This window comes from Kitasatospora arboriphila, assembly GCF_039528095.1.
Taxonomy (GTDB): Bacteria; Actinomycetota; Actinomycetes; order Streptomycetales; family Streptomycetaceae; genus Kitasatospora; species Kitasatospora arboriphila.
Map to the genome: position 1 here is coordinate 21,759 of NZ_BAAALD010000047.1, position 14,808 is coordinate 36,566.

Below are 14,808 nucleotides of genomic sequence, written 5' to 3' on the forward strand. Positions count from 1 at the left end.
GGGCGGGCGACGGCTCAGAACCGCCGCCGCTTGCGGGCCCGGCGGACCAGGGCGGCGGTGCCGACCAACGCGACGGTGGCGCCGGCCGCGCCCAGGCTGGTCGCCGCCTCCTTGCCGCCGAGCCGGCGGCCGGCCACCGCGTGCTTGCCGGAGACCTGGGCGAGCAACTCGGCGAGCACCTCCTCGTTGCTGTGCTCCGGGCGCCAGCCCGCCTCGTGCAGCCGGCTGCCGGAGACCACCCACGGGTACATGGTGTAGGCGAGGTCGCCGGCCGGGGCCGGGGTCAGGCCGAGCCGGTGCAGCCGGGCCGCGGTGCCGAGGGCGAGCGAGGCCGGCAGCTCCATGCGGCGGATGCCGGAGAGCTCCTCGACGTCCTCCTGCTCCAGCCAGCCGTCGGAGCCGACGGTGACCTCGCCCTCGACCAGGCCGAGCGCCGCGTACTCCAGCGCCGAGGCGAGGTCGTCGACGTGGCAGAACTGCCAGCACGGCCGCGAGCCGGCCACCACCAGCAGCCGCGGCGCCTCGAAGTGCCGGGTCAGCACGGTGTCGATGCCCGGGCCGACCACCACCGCCGGGCGGAGCACGGTGATCTGCAGGCCCGGGTGGGCGCGCGGGGCGCGCCGGGCGAGCCGTTCGATCTCCAGCAGGTCGCCGACAAGCGTGGCCTCCTCGGTGGCCCGCAGCTCGGAGTCCTCGGCGAGCGGCACCTCGTTGTCCGGCAGCGCGCCGTAGACCATCGCCGAGGTGCAGAGCACCACCCGGGAGACGCCGGCCGCCGCGGCGGCGGTCACCACGGTCTGCGCGCCCCGCACGTTGTACGCGCTCCGGGCCCGCGGGTCGGTCTCCATGCCGAGGTCCATGGCCAGGTGGACGACCACGTCGACGCCGGCCAGCCGTTCCGCCACGGCCGGGTCGCGGACGTCCAGGATCCGCCACTGCACACCGGGCACCTCGCCGCGGCGGTCGTCGATCGCGAGCACCCGGCGGACCCCCGGGGAGTCGACCAGCCGGGCCGCGACCCGCTCGCCGAGCACGCCGGCCGCCCCGGTGACGGCCACGGTCAGCGGCCTGCCGCCGTAGGCTGGAGACGGCGAAGCCGCGGCGGCCGCGCTGTCGTCCTCACCTCCGGTCAGCCCAGAGCGAACGTCCGAAGGCGGGGAACTCACCGGCCATCCTCCACGGTTAGCTTATGTGCGTACGTACGAGTGTCACGTACCGTCCATCCTGCCCGAGGCAAGGGCCCGGCGGGCGCACCCGGCGCCATCGGGCCGCGAGACCATGGACACGTCCCGCCTCCGCGGGCACACGAATTCCCCGCCACAACCCGCGTGACGGCCGAGCAGATCTGAGGACCCCGTGAGCGACCTCCCCTTCGGATTCTCCGTCCCGCCCGAGGAGCCCGAGGACGGCAAGGGCAAGCAGGACGACCAGGGCGACGCCGCCGCCAAGGGCGGGGGCGGCCAGGACGAGACCCCGCAGCAGCCCTTCGGCTTCGGCGCGGGCAACCCGCTCGGTGCGCTGTTCGGCATGGGCGGCGCCGGCGGCGACAACCCCTTCGGCGCGATGATGGGCAACCTCAACCCCAACGACCTCGGCGCGGCGTTCCAGCAGCTCGGCCAGATGCTGTCCTTCGACGGCGGCCCGGTGAACTGGGAGCTGGCGCAGAACATCGCCCGGCAGACGGTCGTCGCCGAGCCCGCCGAGGGCCGCAGCAAGGACCGCTCGGTCGGTGCGGCCGAGCGCACCGCGGTCGTCGAGGCCGTCCGCCTCGCCGAGCTGTGGCTGGACGCGGCCACCGAGTTCCCGTCCGGCTCGACCACCGCCGTGGCGTGGAGCCGCGCCGAGTGGATCGAGGCGACCCTGCCGGTCTGGAAGGACCTGGTCGACCCGGTCGCCGAGCGGGTCGGCAACGCCATGGGCGGCGTGCTGCCGCCGGAGATGCAGGCCATGGCCGGCCCGCTGATGGGCGTGATGCGCTCGATGGGCGGCGCCATGTTCGGCACCCAGATCGGGCAGGCGCTGGGCGCGCTCGCCGCCGAGGTGGTCGGCTCGACCGACGTCGGCCTGCCGCTCGCCCCGTCCGGCAAGGCCGCGCTGCTGCCGCAGAACATCGCCGAGTTCGGCGAGGGCCTGAGCGTGCCCGCCGACGAGGTGCGGCTCTACCTCGCCCTGCGCGAGGCCGCCCACCAGCGCCTCTTCGCCCACGTGCCGTGGCTGCGGGCGCACCTGTTCGGCGCGGTCGAGGCGTACGCGCGCGGCATCAAGGTCGACACCTCGCGGATGGAGGAGCTGGTCGGCCAGCTCGACCCGACCAACCCGGAGGCCCTCCAGGAGGCGCTGGCCGGCGGTCTGCTCCAGCCCGAGGACACCCCCGAGCAGAAGGCCGCCCTGGCCCGGCTGGAGACGGCGCTCGCGCTCGTCGAGGGCTGGGTGGACGCGGTCGTGCACGCCGCCGCCCAGCCGCACCTGCCGCAGGCCGCGGCGCTCCGCGAGACGCTGCGCCGGCGCCGCGCCACCGGCGGCCCGGCCGAGCAGACCTTCGCCACCCTGGTCGGGCTGGAACTGCGCCCGCGCCGGCTGCGGGACGCCTCCCGGCTGTGGGCCTCGCTCGCCGACGCCCGCGGCATCGAGGGCCGCGACGCCCTCTGGGAGCACCCGGACATGCTGCCGACCGCCGCAGACCTGGACGACCCCGACGGCTTCGTGCACCGCGCCGAGGAGGGCGGTATCGACTTCGACGCCCTCGACAAGCTGCTCGGCGACGCCGCCCGCGGCGAGGACAAGCCCGGCACCGGCGGCACCGAGCGCGCCGAGGGCACTGAGGGCACCGAGGGCACCGACGAGGACAAGGACAACGGCAAGTGAGCGACGCCCTGCACCAGGACGCCGTCCGCACCCTTCAGGACTGGAAGTCCGCCGACCCCGGCCAGGACCAGCTGCGGCTCGACTACCTCGACCACCTGGCCGGCCACCCCGACGGGCTGATGCGGGCCTGCCTGCCCGCCCACATCACCGCCAGCGCGGTGGTGGTGGACCCGGCCGCCGGCCGGGTGCTGCTGACGCTCCACCCGAAGGTCGGCCGCTGGCTGCAGATGGGCGGCCACTGCGAGCCCGGCGACGACACGCTCGCCGGCGCCGCGCTGCGCGAGGCCACCGAGGAGTCCGGCATCGCGGGGCTGTCCCTGCTCACCGGCGTCGACGGCCGGCCGGTGCCGGTGAAGCTCGACCGCCACCAGGTGCGCTGCGCCGGCAAGGACCGCCCGGAGAACACCCACCTCGACGTGCAGTACGTGGCCGTCGCCCCGCCCGGGGCGCAGGAGCTGATCAGCGAGGAGTCGCTGGACCTGCGCTGGTTCGGCTTCGACGGGCTGCCCGAGCTCAGCGACGGCTCGGTGCGCACCCTGGTCGGGATCGCCCGCGCCCTGGTCTGACCCGCTCCGCACACGAAGGCCCGCCCCCGCGCCCGACGGCGCACCGGGGGCGGCCTTCGTCCCTGTCGCCTTCGGCCCTGCCGCCCCGGCGTCAGCCGCGCGGCACCCGCTGCGGCGGCAGCAGCTCGCTGGGCTGCACGATCACGAAGCCGCTGCCGGTGAAGGCCAGCTCCCAGCCCTCCGTCGCGGTGCCGCGCCGGCGCCAGGCCTCGGTGTTGGTGCTCTGCGCCTGCAGCTGCACCTCCAGGCCGGAGGACCAGCCGACCACCGCGTCGGCGTCGCCGTAGACGTAGCGGCCGGGCTCGACCGGCATCACCAGCGGTCGGCCGGAGGTCATCAGCACCAGGCCGCCGGTGCCCGAGACCTCCAGACAGCGGCTGCCGACGCCGGCGATCCGGTCGCCGTTCTCGATCGCGACGGTGTGCCAGTCCAGCGTGGTGTCGAGCGCCAGCACGTAGCTGTTGGTGACGACCAGGCGCTCCTGGCTCAGCTGCAGGACGTGCAGGTGCTGGGCCAGGTTGGCGAGGTAGACGGTGCCGGTGCCGGTGCAGCGCATCAGGTCGAGCGCGCCGGCGTCGCGCTGCCGGTTGCCCGCGTTGCCGCCGCCGCTGCGGTTGCCGCGGCGGTTGCCGGAGGGCGGCGTCCAGCCGGTGAAGTCCACCTTGCCGACGTGGGCGACCATCGCGCCGGTGCGGGCGAGCACCTCGGACCGGCCGTCCAGGGTGACCCGCAGCAGCTGCGGGTTCTGCAGCGCGAAGCGGTCGGTGCCGGTGCCGGCGGTGTGCGCCAGGAGGGGGCTCTGCACGAAGGGCTCCTCGAACTCGGTTCTCAGCCGCGGATCTTGAGACGGTCGCCGGTGTCCTCGCTGGGCTGCACCACGACGAAGCCGTGGCCCCGGAAGCCGAGCTGCATCGCCTCGCCGCTGCCGCGGCCGATCAGCGATCCGACCTTGACCGTCCGGCGGGTGCGCACCTCCAGGCCGGTCGTCCAGGCGACCAGCGCGTCCGGGTCGACGAAGGTCTCGGTCTCCGAGCAGTCCAGCACCACGGGCACCCCGCGGGAGGTGACGGAGACCCAGCCGCTGCCCGTCACGGTGACGTTGTAGAGGCCGGTGCCGGCCAGCAGGGCCGGGCCGCGGACCTTCTCCACGGCGCAGCCCAGGGTGGCGTCCATGGCGAGCAGGTGCGCGCCGTTCACCGACAGGGACTCCTCGGCGAGCTGCACGTTGAGCACGTCGGCGCCGAGGTCGGCGAGGTAGAGCGTGCCGTCCCCCGTCCAGCGCAGCAGCGGGCTGCGCTCGCCGGACGCCCACTCGCCGAGCGCCCGGCGCAGCGACTGCGGCACCGGCTCGTACTGCAGGAAGCCGTCGTAGGCCACCATCGCGCCGGCCTTGGCGTAGACGTCGGCGGCGGACGTCAGCGCCACCCGGCACATCGCGGTGCCGTGGTTGCTCATCCGCGCCCCGGTGTCGGCGGCCCGGTACGCGTCGAGCCCGCCCCCGGAGAGGAACTGTGCCTGCATGACTCCTCCTGGACCTCAGACCTCGAACGGCTGGACGACGACGAAGTTCCCCGGGGCGCCGCGGAACTGCAGGCTGTACGACTCCGCCGCGTGCCCGGCGTAGGCGGAGCGGCGGATCCGCACCGGCGCGGTGGTGATCACCTGCGAGCCGCGGGACCAGGCGACCAGCGCCTGCACGTCGACGTACGTCTCCGGGGTCGGGGTGACCGGCAGCACCACCGGGGTGCCGTTGGTCTTCACCACCACCGTCCCGTGGCCGCTGAACTGCAGGGTGAAGAAGCCGCCGTTCGGCAGGCCCTCGCCCTCGATCCGGCGCACCTCGTGCTCCAGGCCGGCCTCGAAGGCCAGCACCCGGTCCGAGCCGACGCAGAAGGAGTCGCCCTCCAGGCGCACCACGTGCAGGTCGCAGGCCTCGTCGGCGAGGAAGACCTGCCCCTCGCCGGTGATCCGCATCAGCTTCAGCTGCTGGCCCGTCAGGTTGCCGACCAGGGTGCGCAGCATGCCCGAGCCCTCGTGCGCGAAGTCGGCCTTGCCCTGGTAGGCGACCATGCTGCCCTGCAGGGCCAGCACGTCCCTGCCCTTGGTCAGGCTGACCCGGACGAGCTTGTCGTTCTGCTTCACCCAGTCCTGGCCGGCCGCGGCGTCGCTGTACTTGGTCAGCTCCGCGTACTTGGTCAGCGAGATCCGCACCCCGGCGGGCTGCGGCGGCAGCGACGGCGCGGGCGGCCCCGCCGCGGGCGGCACGGGCACGGCGAGCAGGGTCGCGTCCGGGTACGGCGCCGGCGGGGCGGCGGGCGCCGCGGGAACGGGGACGGGTACTGGTACGGGTACGGCGAGCAGGGTCGCGTCGGGGGACTGCTGCGGCGCGGGGACGGCGGCCGGCGGGGGCGGGGCCTGCTGCGGCACCGAGGCGGCCGGGGCCGCCGGGGCTCCAGCACTCGTGGGGGCGGCCTCGGCCGGTTCGTCCTCCAGGGCCTCGCCGCCGAAGTTCTCCAGCAGGGCGCGCAGCCCGCCGTCGAAGCCCTGCCCGACCGCGGCGAACCGCCACTCGCCGCCCCGGCGGTAGACGTCCGCAAGCATCACGGCCCGCTCGGTGGAGAACTCGGCGCCGGTGAAGCTGTACCGGCCGACCTCGGTGCCGCCGGCCACGATCCGCACGTAGCCGGAGGCCACCTGCGACATCTGCCCGTCGCCGTCGATGGTGGCGGTGAGCGCCAGCTTGTGGACGGCCTCCGGCACGGCGGGCAGCGCCACCGCGAAGGACTCCGAGTCGCCGCCCTGCGCGCCCAGCAGCCGGATCGACTGCTCGGGGCTGGCCGGCTGGTTGAAGAAGACGAAGTAGCGGTCGTCGCTGAGCCGTTCCTCGGCGTCCAGGCCGAAGCAGCTGATGTCGAAGGTCAGCCCCGGCGCCGCGATGTGCACCCCGAGGTAGAGCTCGGTGCTCGCGGTCAGCTCGCTGATCCGGACACGGGACGCCTTGACGAGTTCCCTGGACATGGCGCGGACCGGCCCCCTCCCGTACGGCTGCTGATCCCGGAGACCCTATCCCAGCGGCCCGCCCCGGCAGCAGCCCCGACCACAGCGGTTTCTCGTCGTCAGTCGCAGCCGTCGGGGTCCGCGGTTCCGTCCGCGGTCCGCTCCTCCGCCGTCGGCCCTCCGGCGGCGTCCCCGGCGGTGCCCCCGCGGGCACCCGGCAGGTGCGGCAGCCGGCCGGCGGCGGCCACCCCCTCCAGGTAGCCGCGGGCCCGCTCGGTGCGCGGGTAGGCCTCCAGCAGCGCCCAGAACCGCGGGCCGTGGTCCGCCACCAGCAGGTGCGCCAGCTCGTGCAGCAGAACGTAGTCGACCACGTAGCCGGGCATGCCCTGCAGCCGGTGGGAGAGCCGGATCGAGCCCTCGGCCGGGGTGCAGGAGCCCCAGCGGGAGTTCTGGTTGGTGACCCAGCGGACCCGGCGCGGCACCGCCCGGCCGCCCAGGTACTCCGCCGACAGGTCCCGGGCGCGGGCCTCCAGCGCGTCGTCGCCGAGGGTGCGGCGGCTCTCCTGGCGGGCGAGCCGCTCGACCATCTGCGAGACCCAGCGCTGCTCCTCGGCCTTGGACATCCGGGCCGGGATCAGCACGACCGTGCGGTCGCCCTCGCGGTACGCGGAGACGGTGCGGCTGCGGCGGGTGCTGCGGCGGACCTCGATCGTCGACCGGTCGACCGCCGGCAGGGCCCCGGAGAGCGCCGTGGACGGCTCGGCGGACGGTTCGGGGGTCGGCTCGGGGGCCGTCCCGTGCTGCTCGGGGGGCTCCGCCTGCCGGGTGCGCCCGTGCGCACCCGCGGCCGCGGCGCCGTACCCGGAGGCGGCCCGGGTACGCCGGCGCGGCGAGGGGGATCGGGTGTCCGGTTCGGCCGCCATGACACCCGACGTTACCCGCAGGGTCGGACAGATCGGTGCCGCCGACGCCGCCGGCCGGGTGCAGGGTCGGCGCACACCGGGCGAACGGAAGTTGTCCACAGGGTGTACGCACAGATGGTCGTACAAGCCGACCGGGCCTGTGGACAACGCGTTTCACGGGCCGGCGCCGCCTCGGGCATCCTGCCGTCGGCGGGGTCACCCACCTGGCCCCGGCGCCCCTCCCGCGCCCGCACCCTGCCGCACCCGTTCGCCTCCACCGTCCGCCCGCACGCCCGCACCGGAGTGACGCCCATGCGCCCGATGCTCAAGCCCGGACTCGCCCGCCTCAGGCGGGACGAGCTGACCCTCCAGTTCGGCACCGTCCGCCGGTACGCCCGGCTGGTCGAGCAGGCCGACGCCGCCGTCGCGGCCTTCCTCGACCTCGTGGACGGCACCCGCGACACCCCGGAGCTGCTCGCGGCCGGCGAGCGGCTCGGCCTCGACCCCGGCCTGGGACGGGCCCTGCTCGACTCGCTGGCCGACGGCGAGCTGCTGGACGACGCCGAGGCCCTCGCGAGGGCGCTGGAGGGCTTCCCGCAGCCGCAGCGGGAGGTCCTGGGGCCGGATGCGGCGGGCCTCTCCCTCGTCCACCCCGAGCCGGGCGAGGCCGCCGAGGTGATCGCCGCCCGCCGGCGGGCCCGGGTGGAGGTCCGCGGTGCCGGACGGGTCGGGGCGGCGCTGGCCGCCGTCCTGTCGGCGGGCGGCATCGGCGCCGTGACGGTGGCCGACGGCGGCCGGGTCGAACCGGGGGACTGCTCCCCCGCCGGGATCCCGCCCACCGACGTCGGACGGCTGCGCAGTACCGCGGCCCGGGAGGCCGTGCTGCGGGCCGCCGCGGCGGCCCCGGCCGAGCGGCACCGCCCCGCCCCGGTCGCGGCCGGGCTGCCCGCCCTGGTCGTCCTGGCGCCCCGCGACGGCGCCGGTGCCTGGACGGGCCGCGCCGTGGAGGCGCACGAGCTGGCCCGGTCGGGTGTGCCGCACCTCTACGTGGGCGTGCTGGAGCACCTGGGCGTGGTCGGGCCGCTGGTGGTGCCCGGGTCGTCCGCGTGCGGCGGCTGCGCCGCGCTCACCCGGGCCGACGAGGACGAGGGCTGGCCCGGGCTGCTGGCCCAGCTGGAGGGCACCGGCGCGGGCCCGGCCCGCCGCCCCGCCTGCGACAGCGCGCTGGCCACCGCGGTCGCCGGGCTGGCCGCGCTGCACGCGCAGCTCTTCCTGGACGGGGTGCTGCCGCCGAGCGTGGACGGCTGGTGCGAGCTCTCCGCGGCGGACGGCATGGTGCGGCGGCTGAGGCTGCCCGCCCACCCCTCCTGCGGGTGCCAGTGGCCGGGCGGACGGCCACCGCTGGCCGTCCCGGGCGCGGGCGCCTGCTCGGGCGCGGGCCGGGGCGGGACATGACCGCTCCCGCGGCCGTCCGACCGGCCCCGACCGCGAGCGGTACCTCCCGGGGGCGGCACCTCCCGGGGACGGCATTCGTCCGGGCCTGCACCCGCGGCCGGATCCCCCACGCACACCTCGGACGGCTCCCCCGATCGGCCGGCTCCCCGTCCGGACGGGGCTCTCCGTCCGGACGACTCCCCCGGCGGGCCGGTCCCTCGTTCGGGCGGCCGTCGCGCCCGGGCCGTCCGCCGGGCCTCCCCCGGGCGGGTGAACCCGTGCGGCCGGCCCGCCCGCGACGGCCCTCCGGTGGGCCGTGGGGGTGAATCGTGCCGGGCGCGCCTCCCCCTCCGGTTGCGCGCCCGAATGCCAGTCCGGATGATTCGCCGGATCCGGGGTGCCGAGCGGGCACAATGGCGTGGTGACCACTGCCCGGCGGCAGGCCGTGTCCGGTGCTCCGCGCCGGGCCGCCCCGGCGGGCGCGATCCGACTGGGAGGCCCCGGGGTGAGCGATCTTCCGCGCAAGGCCGTGACACGGACGGCGCGGCTGGCGGCGCTGCCGCTCGGCTTCGCCACCCGTGCCACGCTCGGGCTGGGCAAGCGGCTGGGCGGCCGACCGGCCGAGGAGGTCACCGCCGAACTCCAGCAGCGCACCGCCGAGCAGCTGTTCTCGACGCTCGGTCAGCTCAAGGGCGGCGCCATGAAGTTCGGCCAGGCGCTGTCCGTCTTCGAGTCGGCGCTGCCGGAGGACGTGGCGGGCCCCTACCGGGCCGCGCTGACGAAGCTCCAGGACTCGGCCCCGGCGATGCCGGCGGCCACCGTGCACCGGGTGATGGCGGAGCAGATCGGTGCGGACTGGCGGGAGAGGTTCCGCAGCTTCGACGACCGGCCGGCCGCCGCGGCGTCCATCGGCCAGGTGCACCGTGCGGTCTGGCACGACGGCCGGTCGGTCGCCGTCAAGGTGCAGTACCCGGGCGCCGGGGACGCCCTGCTCAGCGACCTCGGCCAGCTGGCCCGGCTCGCCCGGGTGCTGGGCCCGCTGATCCCCGGGATGGACATGAAGCCGCTGATCGCCGAGATGCGGGCGCGGGTCGCGGAGGAGCTGGACTACGGCCTGGAGGCCGAGGCCCAGCGGGCCCACGCGGTCGAGTTCGCCGACGACCCGGACATCGCCGTGCCGCAGGTGGTCGACCGGTCCGGGCAGGTGCTGGTCACCGAGTGGATGGACGGCACGCCGCTGGCCCGGGTGATCGCCTCGGGCTCGCCGGAGGAGCGGGACCGGGCCGGCCAGCTGCTGGCCCGTTTCCTGTTCGCCGGGCCGAGCCGCACCGGCCTGCTGCACGCCGACCCGCACCCGGGCAACTTCCGGCTGCTGGGCGACGGCGGCCCGGTGGAGGAGCGGAGGCTCGGCGTCCTCGACTTCGGCACGGTGGACCGGCTGCCGGGCGGGCTGCCGGAGCCGATCGGCACCTCGCTGCGGCTCGCCCTGGCCGGGGAGGCCGGCGCCGTCTACGACCTACTCCGCCAGGAGGGCTTCGTCCGGCCCACCATCACGCTGGACCCGGACGCGGTGCTGGACTACCTGCTGCCGATCATCGAGCCGACCCGGGTCGAGGAGTTCACCTTCACCCGGGACTGGATGCGCGCGCAGGCGGCCCGGATCGCCGATCCCCGCTCGCCCGCCTACAACCTCGGCAAGCAGCTCAACCTGCCGCCGTCGTACCTGCTGATCCACCGGGTCACGCTGAGCACGATCGGCGTGCTCTGCCAGCTGGGCGCGACCGTGCGGATGCACGAGGAACTGACCGCCTGGCTGCCGGGCTTCACCGACTGACGCACCGCAGGACGCGCCCACGTGCCGCGTCCGCACCCGCGAACGGCGACGGCCGCCCCCTTCCGCAGGGGGGCGCCCGTCGTTCGTCGTGTTCTGCCTGGTCCATGGACGGGCCGCGCCGTTCCCGGGATCGGGGGTCCCGGGGGTGGGGCGGCGGTCCGTCACATCAGGGCGGCGGCAAGCGCCCTGCGGGCGCGCAGCGAGGCGATCTCGGCCTTCCGCCGGAGGCGGACGGCCCGTGCGACGCGCGCGCCGAGGCGTTGGCGCTCGGCCTCGCGGATGCGTTCGTGCATATGGGCGCGGGCCAGGGATTCCTGGAGGAGATGCATGTCGAAGTTCCTGTTCCGGATCTGGAGTTCGGCGTTCTGCTCGAAGCTGGCGGCGTGATCGGCGACGGGGGTCATGTGGTGGTCCTGCTCGTGGTGCGTGCTCGGGAAGGGGCGGTGGGCTCGGGCATCGGCCTTGGCGGCGGCGATGCGTACGGAGCGGCGCAGGGAGTTGTCCTGCGGGGGCTGCTCTCCCCGTCGGACTCCTGCGGTTCCGTGACCGGAGGACATGTCGGCGGTGATCACGCCATGACCTCGGTCTTGCGCGGACGGCCCCGCGGACGCTTGCGGGCCACGACCACGCCCTGCACGAAGAGCTCGCCGCCCCAGACGCCCCACGGCTCGCGCCGCTCCAGCGCACCGGCCAGGCAGGCCTCCTTCACCGGGCAGGTGCCGCAGAGGGACTTGGCGTACTCGACGTCCGCCGGCGTCTCGGCGAAGAACACCTCCGGGTCGAAGGCGCGGCACGGGATGGTGCGGCCGAGGGCGTCGGCCTCGTCGAGCGAGTTGAGCTGCTGCATCAGGGAAACCTCCGGGGGGTCGGCCTGGTCGGCCTTGGTGAACTTGTCTGTCGGTACGGACGGGAGGGGCGGTGTGATGACCGTGGACACTTCTTCCTCGTCTTTTCTCAGTGGTTCCGGTCCTGGCGGCTGGTGGGCCGGACCGGAGGTCCCGGAGGACCTGGGTTCGTCTTGACGTACCGGACAAAACAGAAGGGCCGCGGATCCCGGTGGTGACGGGTTCCGCGGCCCTGGAGACCGACCTGAGGCTGACTCAGGTTCGTTCACTCCAGGGTTCTGGGCCGCGGAAGGCCCTCATCCGGATGGCCTGGGCGCCCGTGTGGGCGGCCTGGGCCTGGTTGATCAGCTGCTCGTCCTGCTTGGCTGCTCCGGCACCGGAGACGCGCACATAGCCGCCATGCATGGCTGCCACTGCCGCTGCCTTCGGTGCCTGGGTCGGTCGCTCGTCGCGCAGCTCGAGGCCGCCGCCGAAGATCGCCCAGTCACGGGACAGACCCGTCTCGAAGGAATCGGCGCCGCCGAGGCCAGTGAAGCCGGAGCCACTGACAACGGAGACATCGGTGCCCTGGAGACCCAGCCCGTTTTCGGCCAGAACGACCACGCCGCGCAGACGCGAGGCGGCGGTCGAGGTGCCACGGGTGCCGAACATCGAGGGAGCGCACGCGGGCATGGCGAAAACGGTCTGGCCAGTCAGTTTGGTGATCATCTTCGTGGTTCCCACTGTCTTCGCCTCCTCTCGGCGTCTCGCGGTGCCCAGTCCCCCGGGCCCCGGTGTTCGGATGTTGGTCGGTCCTGCTGGTGAAGCTCTGTGATGCTCGGTAATGCGTGGTGCTGCTGTGCGGAGCTGTGGTGGCCGGTGGATCCTTGCGGACCCCGGCCATGCTCGAACGGCACGCGGAAGGTGACCTTCCACGGCCTTGCGATCTCGTCCCCTTGACCGCTCCGGCAGGCTATTGCGCGCGGCGTACGGGGCGCAAACTATTTTTCCGGCGAGTTCCGGAGTGATCTCCACGAGCGGCTCAGGCCGGCTCGGTCGGCTCCCCCACGAGCCCGTCCGCGGCCTCATCGGCGACCACGTCCACGAGCTCTTCCCCCGCGCACAACGAGAGCACAGCGGCGCCGTACTTGTCCAGTTTCATGGCGCCCACCCCGGAGATCCGGGACAGTTCGCGCTCGTCCGCCGGGACGTCCTCGGCGATCGCCATCAGGGTCGCGTCGGTGAACACCACGTACGCCGGCGCGCCCTGCTTCTTCGCCTGGGCGGCCCGCCAGGCGCGCAGCCGCTCGTACAGGGCCTCGTCCATCGAGGAGGGGCAGCCCTCGCAGCGGCGCAGCTTGCGCTCGACCGCCTCGGTGAGGGTGCGGCCGCAGACCCGGCAGGTGACCGGCCCGCGCGGGGCGCGGCGGGAGGCCCGGGACTCGCCGTGCTCGACGCCGCCGCGGCCGCCGCGGGAGCCGGCCCGGGCGGTGCCGGAGCCTGGCCGCAGGCCGTCCAGGAAGCGGGTGGGGCGGCGGCTCGCCCGCCCCCCGGGGGAACGCGAGAGCGCCCAGGAGAGCGACAGGTGCTGCCGTGCGCGGGTCACGCCCACGTAGAGCAGCCGGCGCTCCTCCTCGATCTGCTCGTCGGTCTTGGCGTAGATGATCGGCAGGGTGCCCTCGCTGAGGCCGACGAGGAAGACGGCGTCCCACTCCAGGCCCTTGGCGGCGTGCAGCGAGGCCAGCGTGACGCCCTCGACGGCGGGGGCGTGCTGGGCCGCGGCCCGGGCGTCGAGCTCGGCGACGTAGGCGGCGAGGTCGGCGCTCTCCCCCGCCCGGCGGCGGCCGGCCTCGAACTCCTCGGCGAGCCGGACGAGCGCGGCCAGCGACTCCCAGCGCTCGCGGACGGCGCCGGAGCCGGCCGGCGGGGTGGCGGTGAAGCCGCGGGTCGCGAGCACCGCGCGGACCTGGCCGGCCAGGTCGGGCTCGTCGGCGGTCAGCGGGTCGGAGGCGGCCCGGGCGGCGCCCTTGAGCAGCACGCCGGCCTCGCGGACCTCGGGCCGCTCGAAGAACCGCTCGGCGCCCTTCAGCTGGTAGGGCAGGCCGAGGTCGGAGAGGGCCTGCTCGTAGACCTCGGACTGGCCGTTGGTGCGGAACAGCACGGCGATCTCGCTGGCCCGCACCCCGCCGTCCAGCAGCTTGCGGATGCGGTGCGCGGTCGACTCCGCCTCGGTCGGCTCGTCCGGGTACTCCGTGTACTCCGGCTCGGGTCCGGCCTCGCGCTGCGAGACCAGCTCCAGCCGGTGCTGGGCGGCCTGTCCGCGGGCCTGGGCGAGCAGCCCGTTGGCGAGGTGCACCACCTGCGGGCTGGAGCGGTAGTCGCGCACCAGCTTCACCACGGTGGCGTCCGGGTGCCGGGTGCGGAAGTGCAGCAGGTACTCGGGGGTCGCGCCGGTGAAGGAGTAGATGGTCTGGCTGGCGTCGCCGACCACGCAGAGGCTGGCGCCGCCGGCCGTCCACTGGTCCAGCAGGCGCTGCTGGAGCGGGGAGACGTCCTGGTACTCGTCGACGGTGAAGTGCCGGTACTGGGCGCGGACCCGCTCGGCGATCTCCGGCCGGTCCTCCAGGATCGCGGCGGTCAGCAGCAGCACGTCCTCGAAGTCGATCACCCCGCGGTCGCGCTTGGTCTGCTCGTAGGTCGCGTAGACCCGGGCGATCTCGGCCGGGTCGCGCGGGGCCTCGCGGCCGGTCTTGGCGACGGCGGCCGGGTAGTCGTCCGGCACGATCTGGGTGACCTTGCACCACTCGATCTCGCCGGTGAGGTCGCGCAGCTCGGTGCGCTGCACCCGCAGGCCGGTGCGGGCGGCGGCCTCGGCGACCAGCTGGACCTTGCGCTCCAGCAGCCGCGGCACCTCGCCGCCGACCGCCCGCGGCCAGAAGTACTGGAGCTGGCGCAGCGCCGCCGAGTGGAAGGTGCGGGCCTGCACGCCGTCCGCGCCGAGCTGGCGCAGCCGCCCGCGCATCTCGCCCGCGGCGCGGGCGGTGAAGGTGACGGCGAGGACCTGCTGGGGCTGGTAGACGCCGCTGCGCACGCCGTAGGCGATCCGGTGGGTGATCGCCCGGGTCTTGCCGGTGCCGGCGCCCGCGAGCACGCAGACGGGCCCGGTGAGGGCGGTGGCGACGGCGCGCTGCTCGGGGTCGAGTCCGGCGAGCACCGCGTCGGCGCCGGCGGGGGCGGCGCCGTAGGAGTCGTACGGGTCGTACGGGCCGGACATGCCCGAGAGCTCTTCCTGCATGGCTACCATCCTCTCAGCCCGGCGGGCGGTGCGGACCGGACCGCACATCCTGGCAGCCGGCGGTGACAGCGGCCGGGTTCTCCACAGGCCG

At 75.2% G+C, this 14,808-nt stretch carries 13 protein-coding genes; 4 read left to right on the forward strand and 9 right to left on the reverse strand.

Going from position 1 to position 14,808, the window contains the following annotated elements; genetic code table 11:
* Positions 1-14 precede the first annotated feature (14 nt).
* Complete coding sequence (locus ABD353_RS23140) at positions 15-1,166, reverse strand: NAD-dependent epimerase/dehydratase family protein (protein WP_425555231.1); 1,152 nt, start codon at positions 1,164-1,166, stop codon at positions 15-17.
* Between the two features lie 190 nt (positions 1,167-1,356).
* Between ABD353_RS23140 and ABD353_RS23145 the strand changes: the two genes are divergently transcribed.
* Both ABD353_RS23145 and ABD353_RS23150 read left to right on the forward strand, forming a co-directional pair.
* Entirely contained in the window at positions 1,357-2,865 is a 1,509-nt protein-coding gene (locus ABD353_RS23145) for a zinc-dependent metalloprotease (RefSeq protein ID WP_344625567.1), read from the forward strand.
* Positions 2,862-3,431 carry an NUDIX hydrolase gene (locus tag ABD353_RS23150; RefSeq protein ID WP_344625568.1) on the forward strand — a complete coding sequence of 190 codons (570 nt, stop codon included), beginning with the start codon at positions 2,862-2,864 and terminating at the stop codon, positions 3,429-3,431. The genes ABD353_RS23145 and ABD353_RS23150 overlap by 4 nt, the downstream gene beginning before the upstream one ends.
* A 91-nt stretch (positions 3,432-3,522) precedes the next feature.
* On the opposite strand, the gene ABD353_RS23155 is transcribed toward ABD353_RS23150, so the two are convergent.
* The 4 genes from ABD353_RS23155 to ABD353_RS23170 all read right to left on the reverse strand — a co-directional run bounded on the left by ABD353_RS23155 (position 3,523) and on the right by ABD353_RS23170 (position 7,162).
* Positions 3,523-4,236, reverse strand: coding sequence for an AIM24 family protein (locus ABD353_RS23155; RefSeq protein ID WP_344625569.1), 714 nt, complete (start codon positions 4,234-4,236; stop codon positions 3,523-3,525).
* Positions 4,237-4,259: 23 nt separating this feature from the next.
* Positions 4,260-4,952, reverse strand: a complete 693-nt coding sequence (locus tag ABD353_RS23160; RefSeq protein ID WP_344625570.1) for an AIM24 family protein — start codon at positions 4,950-4,952, stop codon at positions 4,260-4,262.
* 15 nt (positions 4,953-4,967) lie between these two features.
* Positions 4,968-6,449, reverse strand: a complete 1,482-nt coding sequence (locus tag ABD353_RS23165) for a TerD family protein (protein WP_344625571.1) — start codon at positions 6,447-6,449, stop codon at positions 4,968-4,970.
* 98 nt (positions 6,450-6,547) lie between these two features.
* Positions 6,548-7,162, reverse strand: a complete 615-nt coding sequence (locus ABD353_RS23170) for a M48 metallopeptidase family protein (protein ID WP_344625593.1) — start codon at positions 7,160-7,162, stop codon at positions 6,548-6,550.
* 303 nt (positions 7,163-7,465) lie between these two features.
* Here ABD353_RS23170 and ABD353_RS23175 point away from each other — a divergent pair, with 303 nt between their 5' ends.
* Entirely contained in the window at positions 7,466-8,785 is a 1,320-nt protein-coding gene (locus ABD353_RS23175) for a ThiF family adenylyltransferase (RefSeq protein ID WP_344625572.1), read from the forward strand.
* Between the two features lie 484 nt (positions 8,786-9,269).
* Positions 9,270-10,598, forward strand: a complete 1,329-nt coding sequence (locus ABD353_RS23180) for an ABC1 kinase family protein (RefSeq protein ID WP_344625573.1) — start codon at positions 9,270-9,272, stop codon at positions 10,596-10,598.
* Between the two features lie 161 nt (positions 10,599-10,759).
* Here the strand turns inward: ABD353_RS23180 and ABD353_RS23185 are convergent, their stop codons facing one another.
* The 4 genes from ABD353_RS23185 to ABD353_RS23200 all read right to left on the reverse strand — a co-directional run bounded on the left by ABD353_RS23185 (position 10,760) and on the right by ABD353_RS23200 (position 14,696).
* A complete protein-coding gene (locus ABD353_RS23185) occupies positions 10,760-11,170 on the reverse strand; it encodes a hypothetical protein (protein ID WP_344625574.1) in 411 nt (136 codons plus the stop codon).
* The gene (locus ABD353_RS23190; protein WP_411543716.1) at positions 11,167-11,535 is read right to left on the reverse strand and encodes a WhiB family transcriptional regulator; all 369 of its coding nucleotides are present in this window, start codon (positions 11,533-11,535) and stop codon (positions 11,167-11,169) included. The genes ABD353_RS23185 and ABD353_RS23190 overlap by 4 nt, the downstream gene beginning before the upstream one ends.
* A gap of 163 nt (positions 11,536-11,698) precedes the next feature.
* Positions 11,699-12,151 (reverse strand): hypothetical protein, encoded by a 453-nt coding sequence (locus ABD353_RS23195; protein ID WP_344625575.1) that lies wholly within the window; start codon positions 12,149-12,151, stop codon positions 11,699-11,701.
* A 313-nt stretch (positions 12,152-12,464) separates the two neighbouring features.
* Positions 12,465-14,696, reverse strand: coding sequence for an ATP-dependent DNA helicase UvrD2 (locus ABD353_RS23200; protein WP_344625594.1), 2,232 nt, complete (start codon positions 14,694-14,696; stop codon positions 12,465-12,467).
* Positions 14,697-14,808: the final 112 nt, after the last annotated feature.

Excerpts from the sequence above, each read along its gene's own strand:
- ABD353_RS23200 (WP_344625594.1), bottom strand. The coding sequence starts at position 14,696 with ATGTCCGGCCCGTACGACCCGTACGACTCCTACGGCGCCGCCCCCGCC.
- ABD353_RS23160 (WP_344625570.1), bottom strand. The coding sequence starts at position 4,952 with ATGCAGGCACAGTTCCTCTCCGGGGGCGGGCTCGACGCGTACCGGGCC.
- ABD353_RS23165 (WP_344625571.1), bottom strand. The coding sequence starts at position 6,449 with ATGTCCAGGGAACTCGTCAAGGCGTCCCGTGTCCGGATCAGCGAGCTG.
- ABD353_RS23195 (WP_344625575.1), bottom strand. The coding sequence starts at position 12,151 with ATGATCACCAAACTGACTGGCCAGACCGTTTTCGCCATGCCCGCGTGC.
- ABD353_RS23175 (WP_344625572.1), top strand. The coding sequence starts at position 7,466 with ATGGTCGTACAAGCCGACCGGGCCTGTGGACAACGCGTTTCACGGGCC.